This window comes from Falsibacillus pallidus (assembly GCF_003350505.1).
Classification (GTDB): domain Bacteria; phylum Bacillota; class Bacilli; order Bacillales; family DSM-25281; genus Falsibacillus; species Falsibacillus pallidus.
On record NZ_QQAY01000011.1, the window covers coordinates 35,130 to 55,220 of the forward strand.

At 38.5% G+C, this 20,091-nt stretch carries 18 protein-coding genes; 11 read left to right on the top strand and 7 right to left on the bottom strand.

The features are described 5' to 3' along the window. The first annotated feature begins 283 nt into the window (after positions 1 to 283). The 9 genes from DFR59_RS14665 (at position 284) to rlmH (ending at position 9,950) form a co-directional block, all read left to right on the top strand. A complete protein-coding gene (locus tag DFR59_RS14665) occupies positions 284 to 1,756 on the top strand; it encodes a peptidoglycan DD-metalloendopeptidase family protein (RefSeq protein WP_114746419.1) in 1,473 nt (490 codons plus the stop codon). A 399-nt stretch (positions 1,757 to 2,155) separates the two neighbouring features. Beyond that, a complete protein-coding gene (gene yycF, locus DFR59_RS14670; RefSeq protein WP_114746420.1) occupies positions 2,156 to 2,866 on the top strand; it encodes a response regulator YycF in 711 nt (236 codons plus the stop codon). A 3-nt stretch (positions 2,867 to 2,869) separates the two neighbouring features. Beyond that, a complete protein-coding gene (walK, locus tag DFR59_RS14675) occupies positions 2,870 to 4,693 on the top strand; it encodes a cell wall metabolism sensor histidine kinase WalK (RefSeq protein ID WP_114746421.1) in 1,824 nt (607 codons plus the stop codon). Beyond that, positions 4,690 to 6,018, top strand: coding sequence for a YycH family regulatory protein (locus tag DFR59_RS14680; protein WP_114746422.1), 1,329 nt, complete (start codon positions 4,690 to 4,692; stop codon positions 6,016 to 6,018). The genes walK and DFR59_RS14680 overlap by 4 nt, the downstream gene beginning before the upstream one ends. Continuing rightward, positions 6,005 to 6,799: a two-component system regulatory protein YycI gene (locus tag DFR59_RS14685; protein WP_158538398.1), complete on the top strand. Its 795-nt coding sequence runs from the start codon at positions 6,005 to 6,007 to the stop codon at positions 6,797 to 6,799. The genes DFR59_RS14680 and DFR59_RS14685 overlap by 14 nt, the downstream gene beginning before the upstream one ends. Positions 6,800 to 6,805: 6 nt before the next feature. After that, on the top strand, positions 6,806 to 7,600 hold the full coding sequence (locus DFR59_RS14690; RefSeq protein WP_114746424.1) for an MBL fold metallo-hydrolase: 795 nt from the start codon (positions 6,806 to 6,808) through the stop codon (positions 7,598 to 7,600). Between the two features lie 205 nt (positions 7,601 to 7,805). Next, the gene (locus tag DFR59_RS14695; protein ID WP_114746425.1) at positions 7,806 to 9,020 is read left to right on the top strand and encodes a S1C family serine protease; all 1,215 of its coding nucleotides are present in this window, start codon (positions 7,806 to 7,808) and stop codon (positions 9,018 to 9,020) included. Positions 9,021 to 9,217: 197 nt separating this feature from the next. Then, positions 9,218 to 9,376, top strand: coding sequence for a CxxH/CxxC protein (locus DFR59_RS14700; RefSeq protein ID WP_114746426.1), 159 nt, complete (start codon positions 9,218 to 9,220; stop codon positions 9,374 to 9,376). A gap of 94 nt (positions 9,377 to 9,470) precedes the next feature. Further along, positions 9,471 to 9,950, top strand: coding sequence for a 23S rRNA (pseudouridine(1915)-N(3))-methyltransferase RlmH (gene rlmH, locus DFR59_RS14705; RefSeq protein ID WP_114746427.1), 480 nt, complete (start codon positions 9,471 to 9,473; stop codon positions 9,948 to 9,950). On the opposite strand, the gene DFR59_RS14710 is transcribed toward rlmH, so the two are convergent. From DFR59_RS14710 to DFR59_RS14730, 6 genes are all read right to left on the bottom strand, one after another. Next, the gene (locus DFR59_RS14710; protein WP_114746428.1) at positions 9,846 to 11,579 is read right to left on the bottom strand and encodes a recombinase family protein; all 1,734 of its coding nucleotides are present in this window, start codon (positions 11,577 to 11,579) and stop codon (positions 9,846 to 9,848) included. The two genes, rlmH and DFR59_RS14710, sit on opposite strands and share 105 nt — an antisense overlap. A gap of 2 nt (positions 11,580 to 11,581) precedes the next feature. Further along, positions 11,582 to 11,755: a hypothetical protein gene (locus DFR59_RS20100; RefSeq protein ID WP_158538399.1), complete on the bottom strand. Its 174-nt coding sequence runs from the start codon at positions 11,753 to 11,755 to the stop codon at positions 11,582 to 11,584. A 213-nt stretch (positions 11,756 to 11,968) separates the two neighbouring features. Continuing rightward, the gene (locus DFR59_RS14715) at positions 11,969 to 12,910 is read right to left on the bottom strand and encodes a hypothetical protein (protein ID WP_114746429.1); all 942 of its coding nucleotides are present in this window, start codon (positions 12,908 to 12,910) and stop codon (positions 11,969 to 11,971) included. Positions 12,911 to 13,420: 510 nt separating this feature from the next. Continuing rightward, positions 13,421 to 14,158: a hypothetical protein gene (locus DFR59_RS14720; protein ID WP_114746430.1), complete on the bottom strand. Its 738-nt coding sequence runs from the start codon at positions 14,156 to 14,158 to the stop codon at positions 13,421 to 13,423. Then, positions 14,151 to 14,609 (bottom strand): hypothetical protein, encoded by a 459-nt coding sequence (locus DFR59_RS14725; RefSeq protein ID WP_114746431.1) that lies wholly within the window; start codon positions 14,607 to 14,609, stop codon positions 14,151 to 14,153. The genes DFR59_RS14720 and DFR59_RS14725 overlap by 8 nt, the downstream gene beginning before the upstream one ends. A 647-nt stretch (positions 14,610 to 15,256) precedes the next feature. Next, positions 15,257 to 15,568: a hypothetical protein gene (locus tag DFR59_RS14730; RefSeq protein ID WP_114746432.1), complete on the bottom strand. Its 312-nt coding sequence runs from the start codon at positions 15,566 to 15,568 to the stop codon at positions 15,257 to 15,259. Positions 15,569 to 15,810: 242 nt separating this feature from the next. On the opposite strand from DFR59_RS14730, the gene DFR59_RS14735 reads away from it, so the two are divergent. Beyond that, positions 15,811 to 16,065, top strand: a complete 255-nt coding sequence (locus tag DFR59_RS14735) for a helix-turn-helix domain-containing protein (protein ID WP_114746433.1) — start codon at positions 15,811 to 15,813, stop codon at positions 16,063 to 16,065. A 458-nt stretch (positions 16,066 to 16,523) separates the two neighbouring features. On the opposite strand, the gene DFR59_RS14745 is transcribed toward DFR59_RS14735, so the two are convergent. Beyond that, on the bottom strand, positions 16,524 to 17,480 hold the full coding sequence (locus DFR59_RS14745; RefSeq protein ID WP_114746435.1) for a restriction endonuclease PLD domain-containing protein: 957 nt from the start codon (positions 17,478 to 17,480) through the stop codon (positions 16,524 to 16,526). Between the two features lie 994 nt (positions 17,481 to 18,474). Between DFR59_RS14745 and DFR59_RS14750 the strand changes: the two genes are divergently transcribed. Beyond that, positions 18,475 to 20,031 (top strand): restriction endonuclease FokI C-terminal domain-containing protein, encoded by a 1,557-nt coding sequence (locus tag DFR59_RS14750; protein WP_114746436.1) that lies wholly within the window; start codon positions 18,475 to 18,477, stop codon positions 20,029 to 20,031. Positions 20,032 to 20,091 lie beyond the last annotated feature (60 nt).

Sequence of the window (20,091 nt, forward strand, 5' to 3'; positions counted from 1 at the left end):
TTTAGATTTTCATTTGCTAGGCATAAAATCCTACCTAAGTCCCGTTAGAATAGGCTTTTTACGCTATCAGCGCAAACGTTTTCATAGGGATTAAATGTCACAAAATGTAATTTATTATACATTTATGTTACATTACAGCGACGTTAGCCCTATTGACTTGCGTTTATGGTAAAGTAAATGAGTGTCAAATTGTAAGAATATTTGCTTTTAGGCAGAAAGTACCAATCGTGTTAGATAACATCGTTTTTTGGTCGGTCGCCTTTGCGTTTAGGAGGAAAAGAAAATGAATTGGAGACAGAAATTGTCTAACGTATCATCCAATTTTCCAAAACTGAATATAAATGTTTCTACTAATCTTATAAAAAAGACAGCAGTTGCTGCTCTTGTTCTATCCGCTTTTTCATTCCACTCTGTATCAGCGAATGATTCAAAGTCAGGATTGAACAAAGTTTACCACGTCTATATTAAAGATCAATATATGGGCACAGTCACAGATCCAGCTGTCATTCAAAAAGTCATTGATGAAAAGACAGCAGCCAGCAGCGATGCATATTCCGGATTCCATGTGGAAGTCGGGAAGAATTTGAAATACATACCTGAACAAGTGTTTCAAACAGATGCGGACAATGATGAAACGGCTAAGAAAGTAGAAGAGCAAGTTTCAGTTCTTGCCGATGCCGTGGCAATTACAGTCGATGGAAAGCCAGTTGTCTACTTAAAAGACAAAGACTCAGCTGATCAAGTGTTAAAGCAGTTGAAACTTTCCTATGCTACCCAAAAAGAGCTTGATGCATTAGACGCTCAGAAATCTTCTTCCACTTCTTTACCACGATTGAAGGAAGATGAAACTAGATTAGTAGATGTTTCCCTCAAAGAAAGTTTAAACGAAGAAAAAGGGTCAGTAGAACCTGGTAAGATTCTTGAGCCTGAGCAGGCAGCGAAGTATCTGCAAAAAGGTACACTTGAAGAGAAGAAATATCAAGTACAGGAAGGCGATGTCCTTGGCGCTATTGCTTCTAAGCATGACCTTTCCACTGCAGAGCTGATTAAGCTCAACCCGGGACTCAAAGAAGATTCCGTTTTAAAGATCGGCAGCGACATCAATGTAACAGCCTACGAACCTCTTATTCATGTCATCATGAAGAGGGAAGTATATAAAGTCGAGCCTGTTCCTTATGAAAAGAAGGTCGTTGAAGACAGCTCGATGTATAAAGGCGAAACAAAGGTAGTCCAAGAAGGCAAAGAAGGCAAAAGCGCCACTACCTATGTCATCTCTGAACAAAACGGGGAACGTGTCTTAAAAGAAGTGAAAGATCAAAAAGTATTGAGTGAACCGGTCAACTACATCGTCAAAAAAGGTACAAAAGTGGTGCCATCCAGAGGAACTGGCCACTTTGTATGGCCGGCAGTCGGCGGATATGTCTCCAGTGAGATGGGGTACCGCTGGGGCAAGATGCACAAAGGACTTGATATTGCTCGTCCTTCTGACCGCACAATTAAGGCAGCAGACAATGGTGTCGTTGTCACAGCTGGCTACAGCGATGATGGATACGGAAATAAAGTGGTAATTGACCATAAAAACGGCTACCAAACGTTATATGCTCACATGAGCTCCGTTTCTGTCCATGTTGGCCAAACTGTTACTGCAGGATCAAAAATTGGGGTTATGGGTGAAACCGGGGAAGCAACAGGAGTGCATCTTCATTTTGAAGTACGCTACCACGGCAAGCTGGTCAACCCACGCACAAAACTATAAAGATGATATTAAATACTATGCCTCTAGCCAGTGATTGACTAGAGGCATTTTACTATTTACGCCCCCTTGGTTCGACAGGATCCGACGAAATTATTTCCCGAGAAAAGTTGGTGCTTTTTAGGTGAAAAGATGAATTCGTGGACAGAACGTGATAAATTAAGGGTAGTATGTTATGTAATAGTAAGCTCTAATGACTTATTACAAGGCTCTTTTCTTAAATTTTGTTGCTTTTGAAATTAAATTAGGATAGTTTGTACAATCATAATAGTTTATTTGCTAGAAAAGAGCCTGGATACTCTATTGCAACGCGCCAAACAGCTAATTTCGCGTTAAAATCGGCATAAAGATTTTAACAACATTGTTTATGAAAACAGCTTATTACAAAGGAGAACAAACCTTATGGAAAAGAAAATACTTGTTGTAGACGATGAAAAACCAATTGCAGATATTTTACAGTTCAATTTGAAGAAAGAAGGATATGAAGTTTGGTGCGCCCATGACGGAGATGAAGCGATCCGCATGGCAGAAGAATTCAAGCCTGATTTGATCCTTCTCGATATAATGCTGCCAAACCGCGACGGTATGGAAGTTTGCCGTGAAGTCAGAAAGAAATATGAAATGCCAATCATTATGCTGACAGCGAAAGATTCAGAGATCGACAAGGTCCTTGGATTGGAGCTTGGCGCAGATGATTATGTGACAAAGCCATTCAGCACGCGCGAGTTGATTGCAAGGGTGAAAGCGAACCTTCGCCGTCATCAGCATATTGCCAACCAGACGAATGAAGAAGATGAAAACAACGAAATCGCTGTCGGTTCATTGATCATCCATCCGGATGCCTATGTGGTTTCCAAGCGTGGAGAGACAATCGAATTGACGCACCGCGAGTTTGAACTGCTTCATTACTTGGCGAAGCATATCGGCCAGGTCATGACCAGGGAGCACTTGCTCCAGACAGTATGGGGCTATGATTATTACGGAGATGTGCGGACTGTTGACGTAACCGTACGCCGATTGCGGGAGAAAATTGAAGACAACCCTAGTCATCCAACATGGATCGTGACACGAAGAGGAGTCGGTTATTACCTTCGCAATCCAGAACAGGAGTAATAGATGAAAAAGGTAGGCTTTTTTCGTTCCATCCACCTGAAATTTGTTTTGATCTACATGCTATTGATTTTGATTACGATGCAGATCATTGGGGTCTATTTTGTGAATAGGCTCGAATCCAATCTCATCGACAACTTTAAGAAGTCCCTTTACGAGCGGGTGGACTTGCTTGAGTATTTAGCCCGCGAAGAAATCATTAAAGTGCGGCAGGATGAAGACCCGACGGAAAAAGAGGCAATTCGAAAGGTCCTGCAGGATTTCGTAGCTTCCGATATTGAGGAAGTTCGGATCATCGATAATAAAAGAGAGATCATCGGGACCTCTGATCAAAATAATCAGGGGATCGTCGGCCAGCGAACTACAGAGGGGTCCGTTAAGCGGGTCCTTGTCATCGGGACGGAAGAAAACCATCAATACATTGATAATACTACTGGACACAGAATATGGATTCTGACATCCCCCATTAAGAATAATGGTGAAGTGGTCGGGGCGATCTATTTAATAGCAAAAATTGATACTGTCTACGAACAGATGAACGAAATCAACAGCATCTTTACAACCGGTACAGCGATTGCGCTGGCCATTACAGCTGTTCTTGGGGTCCTTCTCGCTCAGACGATCACCAGGCCGATTTCCGATATGCGAAAACAGGCATTGGCCATGGCCAAAGGGAACTTCTCGAGGAAAGTTAAAGTCTACGGCTATGATGAAATTGGGCAGTTGGCCCTTACATTCAACAATTTAACGAAGAAGCTCCAGGAAGCACAGGCCATGACAGAAGGGGAAAGACGCAAGCTTTCTTCCGTGCTTTCCTATATGACAGATGGAGTCATCGCCACAGACCGAAAAGGAAGGGTCATTCTCATCAATGAACCTGCTTCGAAACTTTTGGATGTTTCACGTGAAACAGTCTTGGCGCAGCCGATCGTTTCTGTCCTTGGTCTGGAAGAAGAGTATACGTTTGATGACCTTCTCGTGGAACAAAATTCAGTTATTCTCGATTATAGTACAATGGATACCCATTATATTTTACGGGCCAACTTCTCTGTTATCCAAAAAGAAACTGGATTTGTGAACGGATTGATTACTGTCCTGCACGATATAACCGAACAGGAAAAAATTGATATGGAGAGACGGGAATTCGTTGCGAACGTTTCTCACGAGCTTCGAACACCTTTGACTACCATGCGGAGCTACCTGGAAGCATTAGCCGAAGGAGCTTGGCAGGATGAAGGCATCGCCCCTCAGTTCCTGCATGTGACACAGAATGAAACGGAGCGGATGATCCGCCTCGTTAATGATTTGCTGCAGCTTTCCAGATTGGACAGCAAAGATTACCTACTCAACAAGGATTGGGTCAATTTCATCGAGTTTTTCAATCGCATTATTGACCGCTTTGAAATGACGATCAATCAAAACATCACATTTACGAGAAATTTCTTCAGTGATGATGTGTATGTCGATATTGATACAGATAAGCTGACGCAGGTGCTGGATAATATCATTTCAAATGCACTGAAATATTCTCCTCAAGGCAGAAAAGTGACTTTCTCTGTTGTGGAAAAAGAGCCTTTCATTGAGGTTAGTGTTTCAGATGAAGGAATGGGCATCCCTAAGGATCAGCTCGATAAGATTTTTGACCGCTTCTACCGCGTCGATAAGGCAAGGACTAGACAGATGGGCGGGACAGGCCTGGGTCTCGCGATTGCGAAAGAAATGATAGAAGCACACAACGGAAAAATATGGGCCACCAGTGTGGAGGGGAAAGGAACGACGATTCATTTTACTCTTCCATATGACCCATCGCTAGAGGATGATTGGTCATGAGATATGAAACCATTAAATCAATATTGCTAACGGTCCTTGTCATTACGAGCATTGTCCTTACATGGAATCTCTGGACTTATCAACCGGAGCTTGAGGTGGCAAATCCGGATAACCTATTCCGTGAAGTCACGATCAGCGACAAGAAAGAAACTTCCAGTTTGATTAAGCCTTCCAAGATCTTTTTCCACCAAAATGATGCCCATTATGGGACTTTCAATGGTGTTGAAGTGAGTCGGGTTGTCGAAGAAATGAAGAAATGGACATTTTATGATTTTCGCAACATCACCAGCTCTGTTACGAGGGCGGAACTGCTTGATATTCAGCATTCAAACGGCAAGGTTCAGATCCTTTTTCCAGATGAGGTGCCCATTACCCTTTATAAAGGCGCTCTGAAGTTTGAAGAGGCGAAAATTCCTTCTGTCACTTTCAATGAAATCGTTATTAATTTGAGCAATATTCAAAAGGAATCAGTGGTTTATTTTATCAGCAATGAGCCTAACAGCTACAAGGTGTATGAATGCAATATCCGAGCGAATTACTTAACGAATTTCCAAAACACGTTTGCCCACGCGGCACCGGATAAATATACTTCTTATTTCCCATATGATATCAATGATCATCAAACGATTTACTTGCCGAAGACACGGATTGATCTAACGATGCTTCGATACTACATGACTGAAATTGATGTGAATAAATTTAAAAATGCCTTGTTCAGCGATCCGAGCGATGTCCGGAAGTCGCAGCTGGCCAATCTTGAGGAATTTACGGATGGGTCGAGCTTGATGAGGGTGAATAAACTAACGAACTATTTTTCTTATATCAATCCCGCAGAAGAAAGCAATCTGACAGACAGCCCTCATGAATTAATACAGAAGAGCATTGATTTTATCAATGGACATGCAGGATGGACGGATCAATACCATTATTTCAGCCTGAATTCTGATACAAGCATGGTTTCTTTCCTTCTTTATAAGAATGGATTGCCGGTGTTTAATGATGATGGCATGTCTGAGATTACCGAATATTGGGGTAAGGACGAAATCTATAAATATATGCGTCCGTATTTCACCTTGGATGTTTCATTGCCTTGGGCGCTGAAGGTGACACTTCCAAATGGATATGAGGTACTGGATTATCTCGAGAATCATCCTGATATCAAACCGAAGCTGCTTCAAGATTTCACAATCGGCTACAAACTATCAAGGGATCCGCAGAATCCGCAGACGGTCGTCTTAGAACCATCCTGGTATTACATGGACAGCGGCAGCTGGATTCGCTTATCAATTAATGATGCAGGAGGAACGAGCGGTGGATTGGAATAAAACGAAAACGATCTTCATCATAGTCTTTTTGATCCTCGACGTGTTCCTTCTGTCTCAATTGGTGAAGAAAAACACAACGAGCCAGTATCTCCCGAAGAAGGATGCTTCCATTGAGGAGCAGCTGAAGGAAGCTGGCATCACCTATGAATCGCTGCCACAGGATAAGGAGAAAGAAAAACATTACCTGTTGAGTGTGAAGACGAAGAAGTTTTCCAAAGAGGAACTCGATGAGCTTGAAGGACAGGATGCCATAATCGTCAATGATACTAAAATCTCTTCTACATTGGATGAACCTTATAAATTAGGCACGGACTTTGACCCTGAAGTCCTTGATACATTTGTTAAGGACAACATCATTGGGGGAGAAAAATATCAGTTTTGGCGTTATAATAAAGAGAGTAAAAAAATAACGTATGCGCAGAAGTTTAAAGATAAGGTGATTTTCGAGAACGTGAATGGAGAACTGACCTTTTATCTGAACGACAAGAATGAAGTAGTTTCCTATGAACAGACTATGCTTGATTCTATCGATGAATACAATAAAGAACAGATTATTTCATCCATTCAAGCCGTCGGGACTTTATTCAATAGAGGGATGCTGCGGCTCGACAGCAACATCACGAATGTGGAGCTTGGGTATTATACACTCGTTCAGACCCCGGAATCGCAAGTATTGACGCCTACTTGGCATGTGGTCGTCAATCAGGGGGATAAAAAGGACAACCTATTTGTCAACGCCTTTGAAGGTTCAGTCATCACGATAAATAAAAAATTGGAGTGAACGGGTATGTCATTGCATTTTAGTGTACTGGCCAGCGGCAGTACGGGAAATGCGGTTTTCGTTGAAGCTGATGGACAGTCATTCCTAGTGGATGCCGGCTTGAGCGGAAAGCAAATGGAAGGATTATTTCAACAGATCGGAAAAAGTGTTTCGGATTTAAGCGGAATCCTGGTGACACATGAACATAGCGACCATATTAAAGGCATCGGCGTTTTAGCGAGGAAGTATAAACTGCCGGTCTATGCCAATCAAAAAACTTGGCATGCGATGGACAGGCTGATCGGCGAAGTTGCGGTGGATCAGAAGTTCACATTTGATATGGAAACGGTCAAGACATTCGGCTCCCTGGATATTGAATCCTTCGGTGTTTCCCACGATGCCGTTGAGCCTATGTTCTATACGTTCCATCACGGGGATAAGAAGCTCGTGGTCATCACGGATACCGGCTATGTCAGCGACCGGATGAAGGGAACCATCGAGAACGCCGACTATTATGTATTTGAAAGCAACCACGATGTGCAGATGCTCCGGATGGGAAGATACCCTTGGAATATCAAGCGCAGGATCTTGAGCGATGTCGGCCATGTATCAAATGAAGATGCTGCCATTGCTATGGGAGAAGTGGCTGGCGATCGGACAAAAGGCTTCTATTTGGCCCATTTGAGTACGGACAACAATATGAAGGATCTGGCGAGGATGAGCGTATCCCAGACTCTTCAAGATCGGGGAATCATCGTAGGTGAACAATTCGCGCTCTACGATACCGACCCGAAAATTCCGACCCCATTAGTCGCCATTTAATGTTTAAAACATGTATATGAAGGATATAGAGGAATGAAGACACAGTTTGGTGTAATTAAACTTAACTGTATTTTCATTCCTTTTTTAATAGATTACGAGGCGATTTTTAAGAAATTTTAATAAAATTTTAATAGTCGCTGACTATAATGACATCATGAGAGACAAAATAATATGTAGCAATCATTGAAGAAAGGATGATTTATACGTGGGATACTATGATCAAGATAGTTCGAATCGCTATAAAGAGCAAAAAGGAAATAAAGGAGGCATCTTTTTAGCGAGCCTCGTTGGGTTGGTCCTTGGTGCCATCCTAATCTTAGTGGCGCTTCCCAAGCTGGCCGATGTGGGTGTACTCCCTTATAGCGTCCAGCCGAATTCACAACTGAAGGAAACCGACCAGGCTTTCCACGGCCAGAAAGAGAATGTTTCCCTTGATGTCACAACCGATGTGACAAAAGCCGTTCAAAAAGCGAGCCCGGCAGTCGTCGGAATCACGAACATCCAGTCGACGGATTTCTGGTCTCAGCAGGAGCAGCCAGCAGGATCCGGTTCAGGGATTGTTTATAAAAAAGCTGGAGGCAAAGCATACATCGTGACGAACAACCATGTAGTCGAAGGAGCCGATCAGCTTGAAGTGACATTAACGGACGGCACGAAAGAAAAAGCAACACTGAGGGGAACCGATCCTTGGACAGATCTTGCCGTCATCGAGATTGACGGAAGCAAAGTCGATACAGTTGCACAATTCGGCAATTCCGACGCTCTCAAACCAGGTGAGCCTGTCATTGCAATCGGGAATCCGCTTGGGCAGCAATTCTCGGGTTCAGTCACTCAAGGAATCGTCTCAGGCCTTGAAAGAACCATTCCAATGGACTTAAACAAGGATGGACAAGTAGATTGGCAAGCACAGGTCATCCAAACCGATGCAGCCATCAACCCTGGTAACTCAGGCGGGGCTTTGGTGAACATCTCCGGTCAAGTAGTCGGAATCAACTCCATGAAAATTGCTCAGGAAGCTGTCGAAGGAATCGGGTTGTCCATTCCGATTAACTACGCGAAGCCAATCATCAGCGACCTTGAGCAGTACGGAAAAATCAAGCGTCCTGCAATGGGAGTTCAGCTGCGCGATGTAACCGACATTCCAGCCTATCACCAGCAGGAAACATTGAAATTGCCTAAAGATATCAATAACGGCGTGATGATCGCGAAAGTAATGCCAAATACACCGGCAGCACAAGCAGGATTGCAAGAGCTTGATGTCATCACCGAACTCGATGGCAAACCGGTCAAAAACATCCTTGAACTTCGCAAATATCTCTATGATAAGAAAAAAGTCGGCGATCAAATGAAAGTCACTTACTACCGTGCCGGCAAGAAAAAAGAAACCACAATCAAGCTGACAGATGAATCTCAGATGTAAACATGTGGATAACTAAGCAGGAAAAGGGCGAGCTCCCTTTCCTGCTTTTTCTTTTAATGGTAGAATGACCTTGTGGATAATTAAACAGTTGATCAATGGATTAGAGCATACTATAACAGAGCAGATTTTCGACTGATGCAACGAAAGTCTCAGTATGCCAGAAAAATAAGATAAATGTGATAAGGACGGGATTAAACATGATATATTGCTGCAAAGAACACGTAGAATTAGCCTTGGATGTAATCGTGGATGAATATGAAACAGCCCCTGTGATGAAGGTGCTTTCAGAGGAAGAGCAGTTATCCACAACCTGTGAATATTGCGAAAATAAACCTGTATATCTTGTGGCGAACTAATATTCGCCTACAAGATGTGGATGGGTTTTGTGGATATGTGGATAAAGTCTGTGGATATGTTGTTTGTAATATGTTTGTAAAGTGAGGATGAAGTGTGAATATCTCAATTGTCACAGTTGGAAAATTAAAAGAGAAGTACCTGAAGCAAGGAATCGAAGAATACGTCAAGCGGATGTCAGCCTATGCCAAACTCGAAATCATCGAAGTGCCTGATGAAAAGGCACCCGAAGAACTGAGCCAAGTCGAAATGGAACAGGTCAAGCAAAAAGAAGGTGAGCGGATCCTCGCCAAAATCAACCCCGATGCCCATGTCATCGCCCTCGCCATCCAAGGAAAAATGCAGTCCTCCGAAGGACTAGCAGACAACCTGGACAAGCTCGCCACCTACGGAAAAAGCAAAGTTGCCTTCATCATCGGCGGCTCATTAGGATTAAGTGATGAGGTAATGAAAAGGGCAAATGACACCCTGTCATTCTCGAAGATGACATTCCCTCATCAGTTGATGCGGTTGATACTGGTGGAGCAGATTTATCGGGCGTTTAGGATAAATCGGGGGGAACCTTATCATAAATAGGTAATGGTTTTCCTTAAAATTTAAACCCCGTAGAATAAAAGGGGTGTTCTGAGGATGGATATGTAGAGAAGGATCGCCTTGATCCTTCTCATTTTCAGGGAGGTGAGCAATAAAGGAAAAGTGGATATGTTTTAGTTCTTTTTTGCTTGCTTCTATTTTTATAATTGATGCTACAAGTAGCTGCCTGAACTCTAACGGAGAAAGTAACTCTTTCAGTTCCAGAAACTCTTTTAGTTGCAATTTAATCTGCTCCGGTGTTATTGGCTCTAAGATACGGATGTCTGTATATTGTTCTTTCTCCATGGAATCAAGGAGCTTATTGGTTTCCTCAATCTTACTGCGAAAATGAAACATTCTTTCTTTTGCTTCGTCGATGGTGTAGACACCTGTTTCAATAAGTTCTTGTATTTGTCGTTTTCTCGATTCATAATCATCTAATTGCTTTTTTAATACTATTACTTCGTTAGATTTGCTTGCAGAAGCAGGATGTTCTCTAATTTGTAGATTGATACGATCCGTAATTTCCTTTATGATTTTGTCCGACATAAGTGCCTCTCTTAGCCTTTCAAATACTGCATTTTCAAGCCAATCTGCACAGATAGTGTTTGGATTACATACTGCTCTTCCTTTATTGTGGTACTCTCCGCATACATAGTAGCGTTTCCTTGTACCATCTTTTCTTTTAGCCCCATATAGTGAAGTCATATAGGATCCACATTTAGGACATTTTGCTAAGCTCGTTAAAGGGAATGAACCGCTATATTGCCGAGGAGTCCCTGTGGATTTCCTTTCTCTTAATTCCTTGGCTTTGTTCCAGATAGCTTCATCAATTATTGCTTCATGTAGCCCTTTAGCCAAAATATAATCAGGATTTGTTCCCTTTCTTCGTTGAGATTCCCAGTTTATTACCTGATTGTAGCGTGTGTAACCTTTATATATGGGATTATCAAGTATAATTGAAACCGTATTAACAGAAAATGACTTACCATTCTTTGTATGCTTACCAATTGTATTTAGATAATGAGCAATTTTTTTTGTTCCCCAGCCATCATTTACAAATTTGTCAAAAATAATATTAACAATTTCTGCCTCCTCTGTATTTACGACTAATTTTTTATCCTTGCTATCATATCCTAACACTCTGCCACCGTTAAATTTTCCTTCTCTTGCACGCCTACTCATTCCGAATTGAACATTCTCAGCTAAATCTTCTCTTTGATACTGAGCGACGGATGCTAAAATGTTGAATTGTAAATTTCCATGAGGTGTTCCATATTCACCTTCTTTGATGCTAATAAAACGTACTTTTGCCTTGTGTATTTCATCAACTAATTTAAGTGAGTCAGACAAGTTGCGGGAAAGTCTACTAACCTTATAGGTAATAATTGTTGAAAGCAATCCATGCTTTACATCCTTCATCATTCGTTGTAATTCGTATCGGCTCTTTGTACTTTTTGCACTTTTTCCTTCATCAACATAATATCTAAGTACAACGTCATCACCAAAGAGTTTTTTGGCAAATTGTGTATCTTCATCTTTTTGGGCATCTAATGAAAAACCTTCCTGAACTTGTTTTTCTGTGGAAACCCTTATATAAATTCCAACTACCTTTTGTGTTTGTTGTGTCATATTTATGCACTCTCCTTTTGAATTTTATGGCTTGTGTTTAGTTTGATTGCTTTCAATAGATACGTAGAAATAATATCCAGGTTATCCATAGAGTTATCAATTAATGATGTGTTTAAGGATTCACCGATAGTCTTTTCTTCGGTATTGGTGTGATTGTTATTGGGGTTGTTTTTCATGAGGAGTCCTCCTTGTAATAATTGGGGTTAAATTGTGGGGTAATGCTTCTCCTATAGAATAATCAAATTGGTAAAGATATGTCTATAGTTTAGTGGTTCTATAGGAACGTTTGTTCCCTTTTTTGTTAAACATAGAAACAAATTAGATGGATAGGAAGTATAGCGTTGTGGGAAAAAGTGAGTTTTCTATGCTACTAATCTATTAATCACAAATTAGAAAAAATCATTTAAAGTTAACTGTTCATAATATTGATTTTGGCTATTCATGTGAATTGGAGGTAGATCGAGGAATAAAAAAAGGGTATCCTTGCGGGAAGAATATATATCTTCAAACGGAACTCTTAATGAATTAATAACCTTTTTTAACGCCTTTTGTTTGGAGGGTTCTATTCCCTTGAAATAGTCGTAGTCTGCCTGCACTTTATATAGCTTCCTTTTATCCCACTTGTTTAAAGGAAGGTTTTCAATGTCGGTTATAAAGATGAATTTGCTGAGTTTATTCTCAATCCAACCGTGATCGATTTGATTTAAGTAGTTAAACTCATTCAATTTTGGGAACAATCTTATTTCGAAACGTAAAGGATATTCATGCTCAACTCCTGAACCATAATCCTCCTCCTTTTTATTCCTATCATAACAGCAGGCTTTTGATTCTGTTCTTGTTTTCAAAGTACCAACATATTCGGAGTTCCAATCCTTATCATTTTTACTTATTTGCAATAATTTAACATTCCCATGATGTTTCATTATTAATCGGTTGGAGAAAGTTGAAAAGGGAGTACCATCAGAGAAATCAAAGGCAAGGTCTAATCGCTTAATTTGCCAGGTGTTAAATTTAAGAATCTCTTTAACTGAATGGGGAATATAGGTGATTGAAGTGTTTTTTTCAATTATTATCATTGTATTGTAGTTGTTCCAAGCAAGGAGATTTCGAGGGGAGTATTTTATAACTATATTATTAATGCGTATGCTGTAGTGGAAATAACGGTCTTGATACCATTCCCTTTTCAGTAAGATAAAGTGGTCAAATAGTTCTTCTTGTTGTTCTTCAGTGAGTTTTCCAACAAGTATAAATGTATCAATACATAGTTTTACTTTATATAAAGGGCAAGACTCTTCTTTTTTGTATTTAACTTTAGATTTCAATTTTGTCATTTACAACAACTCCTTCGCGAAATTTAATGGCAATTAGTCCAGCAGTATCAAGGCTTCAATACAACTTTTCGTTCAAATTATACCTAACATTACTATAAGAGACGACAGCTTTTCAGTTCTATACGGCCTTATAAAAAACAAAACCTACAAATGGGGTTAGCAAGTAATTGCTTCATAAATAAATTCATAATCAAAAAATGTATACATTGGTGTTTCATGAAATGTTTACATAAGTAATTTAATTTTTAACTTGATAGGGTTATTTATTTTCAAAAAAATTAACTGCAGCTGATTTTTTGTCGTTCACTAATGAATTTTTCTTAATCTTCAATGGTTAATCTTGCAAATGTTTGTTTGTCGATGCTTTTTCCTCACTTTTCTTCGTGCATATTGGAAAATCTTCATTTTGCAAGAAAATCATTCTCATATTTATTTTTGCTTTAATAATCTTTTCTTGTCTTAAAAATTGAAAAAGAGTAGATAGGTTCCAACCTGTTCTACTCTTTTAAATCATAGCAAAGGCTCTGTATTGTCAAAGTAATACAATAAGTCATAACACTTCCCCCCAATTTTCAATCGGCTCTGATTGAGGCTAACAAGGGTGGTAACTGGTGTTTCTTGAAGCACTTTGAAAAGTGTTTTCTTACGAGCGTTTGTATAGGAAAGAAATCGAATATAAATTTTTTGACCGTGAAATCTTTCATCACTTAAAAATGATTCAATAAGCTCCGCATATTGCTTAGCAGTTTTTCTAACAAGGTCAATAAATAGGATTTGAACTGCTCCTGACGGCAAAATTGCCACTATGATATCTTTTGGGTCAAAACCCTTATTAATTTCGCAAACATTCCTTCTGAACTCTATTGTTCTATGCTCAATAGAGAACTGCTCAATTAAAAGAGAGCGAATGATTGTCCGATTTGAAGGAGAAGGGAGGTCTGATAGATTTTTTTCTTTCAAACAAACCCTTGCTTTTCGCTTTAAATAAAGGATTTTGTGCCTGTTACCGATGTTTTCTTGACCTATCCAGTTACTTTTTATCAGCTTTTTAAGAATTGTCTTGGATTGGCTCTCAGTTCTGCCAAAGTACCTTTCCATGAAGTTAAAGAAATTGCTTTGAGAAAGATAGCCGTTAAAATGGTTGGAAATAAATTCGAGATAAGGCTTGAATTCGAGGAGAAAATCTAAATGGTCGTGTGGGTTTATCGAGGGGAGATCAGTTCGAACTTCAATGATGATCTTAGACACGATGCATCACCATCTGAAAACCATGTAGTTCGGCAAATAATACCTTGCTCTCTATGTGTTCTGTTTTGTAATTGGAAGTAACTATTTCTAAGCAAAGGGTCTTTTCGTTTAATGTTATTGTGGCATCTGGACTGCCATAGGAGCCATTGTGCTTGTAATCTTGTTCGGTTTTCCATGTTTCTAATGCATCGTAGTGACTATGGTGATATTCATAATAAAGCTCTGTCAATAGGTGGTCGTGGTAGAAGCCACTTCTCCCTCCGGCGAGCGAATAAATCTTATCCACGTCAGCGATATTTTCTTTTACATAGGCAGTACCTTTGTTACCAAGGCGGAAAATCATTTTGCCGTTAATCATTTGCTTTTTAAGATAATCCCCTTTGACAAGATTTTCAATTCTGCGATTATTTTTATCATAATTGAGATACTGTTGAGCTTGTTGTTTTGTCACAATGCCAGTACGGGCTAACTGACGAAATAACTCTCGATCTCGGTTAGTAATTACCTTTATTGACAGGATGAGAAATCCCTCCTTTGTTTTTTTGCAGACCTTTTTTTGAGTGTTGAAATCTTTGATTGCATAGCGGTCTGAGGCTAATCAGAGATGCATTCAAAACAATCATGTGTGGGGATTGTGTTTCATTTTAATTCAAGCTATCGACATGGGGAACAGAGTGAAACGGCTGTTTACAATGTCTCCGAAATGCCATCAGAATAGAGGGGGATAGTTTGGAAATTAAAGAAGAGATGTAAAGTTATCCTGAGTGGCAGCTGAAAATGAAACGAAAGTCGAGATTTCATACTGGCAATAGGATAGCGATACGCCGAAAAAAATAACCTGCGAAATGCTTATATATTCTATACGGCAGAGTGCTTTTTATAATGCGGGAACCATTAATTTTTTGGCTTTTATTGATAGTATGGGAGTCGAGAAATATATGGAGCCGGAAATTGAACAGGATGCAATTTTGTAGTGGGAGGGAGAAGCTATTCTTCACAGTTTAGGAGGCAAATTGTTGTTAAGATCAGCCAGGCTTTCACAGTAGAATAAAATGAGAAATTCCTGAAAAATTATTGAAGAATTCTTATAAGATGCATTTACCGCAAAGGTCTACCCTTATTCATTTTTATTCTATGTTTATAACCACGTTGCATTATCAGATGGAGTTCATCCGTTGCCTTTGCTTTTAAAACTGCTGTTGCAAATTTTTTATCTAACGGTAATCCTTCATAGGTGAGCTTTTGAATATTAGCCCTTCTGACTACCTCGATAATGCTGTTCGTATAGGCATACTCTTTAATAATCCACCTCTCTAATGAGTTCACTTCATAGCTTTCTACTAAATTGATATAGTGTTGCAGCCTTTTTATTTCATCTTTGGCTTTTTGTACCTTAATTAACTTTGTCAAATTGCATCCACCTCCTTTACAAGAGATTCGCTATACACACTTAATATTCCTTTTGACAATATTATTAAAATAAACGTTGGTGTGTAAATACGAAAACGAGTAGGAATTAATTTACTGAAATCGTTTCTTGAAAAGAAACGCAACCGCAAATAAGAGTAGTTATAGATTTTTTAAATTTCACTATAATATAACGTTGTAATAGAAATGGAGATTAATAAAATTAAATGAGATAGGTGAAAAGCATGAGACAAAAAGAGAAAAGTAACCAATTTGCAATATTCCTTTATAATGCTCGATTAGAGAGAGGTTGGAGTTTACGTGAAGCAGGAATGAGGACTGGATTAGAGCCATCGTATATCAATAGATTAGAGAGGGGGAAAAGAATTAACCCATCAGTAAGTACCATTCAATCGTTGGCAGTGGCTTTCCAAGTAGAAATGATAGATTTAGCTGAATTGGTCTTGCAGACTTTAGAAAAGGAAAAAAACAATCATTAAACTGAATTGGCATTGTTTAAGCAATGCCAATCTTTTTTGATTTACATAATATAAATATTTACATTTCAACTCTTTGACTTTTAAACAAAATGTTAATAAAAATGTAATCCTAAATGATCGTGAGCGTTTTACATAATACACTGACTGTAGGAACTGAACATTGTGGTAGAAAGGAAAATTTTATATAAACGGTTATATGCCAATAAAGTTTATTGAAATACATAAACAAAAAATATCAACTCTTTTTATCTTCTTTTTTTAAAAGATCATTACTAACTAAATTGAGTGATTTACCAAAATCGTAGGGTTGATAATATACAATATGATCGCATTTAAAGCACTGTACATCACACAATCTTGGCTCAAAATTTTTAGAATCATGAATCTTAATAACTTCTTGAATTCCTCCACATTTAGGACAAAACAACATGCTTAATCCTCCTAACTAACAACTGAGTTTAAACGCTGAAATCCAAATAGTACGTTTCATTATCCATTTTAAAAATTCTTACACTATCACGACCATAATGATGTAAATCTTCTAATGTAATAAATGCTCCGTCCCCTAATCCCAATCTCCTTCGGAAATAAGCACCCATGATACTGTTGCTATTACTTGTGTGTATCCCTTTTCGATTTTGTTGTGCCATTACACAAATTAAATTTTCTCCGTCATCTGTAATGACTAAAAACCGTTCTGCTAAGGGTGGGAAAAAAGTAGGATTAGCATTATGGAAAGATAGCGGTACGGATAAATATGCCTGATTATGATTTCTTCCTTGCCTTTGCCCCCAGTTTAGTCCCGAACGTGCTGGAACTTGGCCAGTGCTTCTATCTATTAAAGAAAGATCAACATAATTCATAAAAGTATTTGTAGGTGTACTTAATATATCAACTGTCATATGTTCATGAGAAGTAGTAAGTTTTACACTACCTGGTAACGCCCTATAGAATCTTACTTGTTCCTCTACATTTGGACTGTCGCAACTAATACTGTTTAAGTCAGAAAAAACATCATTTATATTAGGAAATGTAGATTCTACTAAGATTTCTCGCAGATTCCAAAAACCATTTTGCGTGAAGTTAGCTGATCCTATAAATACTTTATCTGCCAAGATAGCATCTTTCCAGTGATATACTTTGCGATGATTACCAGGGCTAACAACTTGATAAAAAATTTCTAAACGACCAGGAAATTGATTCATTAAACCTTTAAATGCCTGATGATTCCATATAGCTAAACCATCTGTTGACACCATTCCAATAGTAATTTCTAACTGTATTTCACTATAAACTTCTAATACATGTTGGACAAATATTGGACTTACATATCCAGATAATACCCTCAAATGACGATACCCTTGATTGTAAGGTATTGATAAAACCTGTTCTTCTAAATTGTGTAATAAATACAAAAAACCCCCACCTTTACTACTAAGAAAGTATCATATACTGGGACAGTTATCAGTATAATTTCCGATAGAAAAAAATAAAAAACACCCAATAGATTTCATCAATTAACTTATTTACAGTATTTAAGCAGCTCGATAAGGATGAATCTAACTTCCTCTACCATTAATAAGTCCATTTAATTCAAGCAATAAAAGAAAGAAACCACTGTTATAGCAGAGGTTTCTTTTTACGGTGTTCTACTGTTTTTAATTCATTATAGAACTAAATAAATTTAATTGACCGTCTCCAAAGCTATAACCTTACTATTACCAATCAACGTCTTTTTTCTAATTTGTCTATTTCCCTGTCTATTTTCTCTAAAATTTTCTTGAAACCCATGTCTACGACAACCGTTCGAGGTTCTTTGGTTTTTCGCTTTAATGTCCTCTTCATTATGTTAATAACCTGATAATTTTGTTTGATAACTTAATTAGTCTTCTTGTGGATGGGAATGTTCCTACAGTGGTAATTTTTTTACGCTTCAAATTATCCCCCTTCTTTCTATGCCTCATTTGAAGTAAAGAATGAGCATCAGACGCTTTCTTTGATTGCAAATGATGATTTATACAAAGTCGTCTTAACTCATGTTAGGAAAGTAAAACTTATCATTTTAATTGCTGTGTGAAAAAAATCATTCCTAATCTATTTAGTTAAATTAAAATTATACATTTAAACGAACTGTTGTTGGGAATTACATTTAATCGAAGTTGTTAAGAAAACTATATCAAAAGCCACCCTTGAATTGTTATTAGCGGAATCATTCGGGTGGCTTAGCTCGGTACTGATTTCCAAAAAAGGAAACAGTAAATTAATTATACCTTTTTCCAATTGAATAATCACTAAGATACAAGTTGCCTTCAATTACGAAAAAAATCTTTTTACTACTAATGCATATCCATATATTTCAAAAACTGTTAAAATAATATTGTCTATAGTACACATGTCAGGGGAAAAAATATGATAAATAATTGGCAAGTTCCCAGAAATAAAAGGAAATTGTACCCTGTTGTTGATGTTCTTTCACTTTTTAACTTACAAACGATAGGCGATGATTGGAGAGGAAACTTGCATCGCCAATTAGATTTTGAGAGTGAATTAGAAAGATTTGGGTTAAAAAGACCGGGAGAACGGCGGGACAGGCGTGCTGGTGGTGCAAGAACTTATGAGTCATGGCTATTCAATTTGGGTTTAATTTTTAAAGAGCAAGACAATGATGTGGTACGGACTACTTTAGCGGGAGAAGCACTTCTTGCTGGTCAACCTCCAGTACCTATTATTACAAATCAACTAATGAAGCTCCAATATCCATCACCTTATTCAATAAGAAGTAGGGTTAATATTAACCCTCGTTTCCGAATTAGACCTTTTCGATTCTTGTTAAGACTACTTGTAGACCAACAGATTCAAACTCTTAATAAAGCCGAGATAGGTCGCTTTGTCATAACCGAGGGAGAAAATGAATCAACAACTTGTTTCCAACATGTTAAACAAAGGATTCTTAATTTCCGTAACCTTGGAGATGCAATTCTTCATGCTAACTTCGAAGAGTTATACCAAAGTAGTACAACAGGAGTGAGGACGAGGGAAAGCACTATATCTTATTTAGAGGACATAGGAAATACTTTAATAAATTATTTGGAATATACACAATTGGTTAGAAGAAATGAAAGGGGACATATATATATCCCTGCTGAAAGTATTGCAACTGTTGAAACTATATTAAATGATGGATCTGGCCTTCGTGCTTTTAATCCAAACGAACCTTTTGGAATACAGCGATTTCAGAGAGCCTTTGGGTTAGCACCAGGTCAAAATAGAGACAATCGAAATTTTGGAGGTCAGACTATAACGGACACCTTGTATAGAGAGAGACGTGTACGTAGTCATTTACTTCATATTGCCGGGACAAGACCAATTTCTCACTTTAATGTAAGATTAATAAACGAAATTTCTGATTCCACTGGCTATTCAAATCACCAAGTTGAAGATGCTTTGGCAAACTTCAGGCCTGATACCTTTTCGCACTTTGAGGCAAGTTATTTAAACATGGCTTTAAGTGGGACAGAACTGGCTGCTGATTTTGAAATTGCTACCGGTGGGATATTTGAAGAGTTAGGTTTTGATTCGGAACATGTCGGAAACCAACCTTTGCATCCAGATGTTTTTGTGCGATCGCCATTGAATTTTTCAGGAATTATTGATACTAAGGCATACAGACAATATACTATATCTAATGACCATAGGAACAGAATGATTAATAATTATATTCCAACATATCAAAACGGTAATAACCTTGAATTTTTCATGTATGTTGCTGATGGATTTGGGACAAATATAGACACCCAGGTTCAAGATATTGCAACAAGAACTAATGTAAATGGAAGTGTTATAACTGCCCAAAATATGATAAGGTTATTACAACGGCATTCCTCTAATCCACTTGATCATAATAGACTGCGAATGCTTTTTACTCAGAATTCAATAATAAGATTATCGGATATCAACTCTCTGTGATTTCACAGGGAGTCTTTTTCACATTAGTAAGACAAGGTAAGGCAATACTTGTTATTCCCA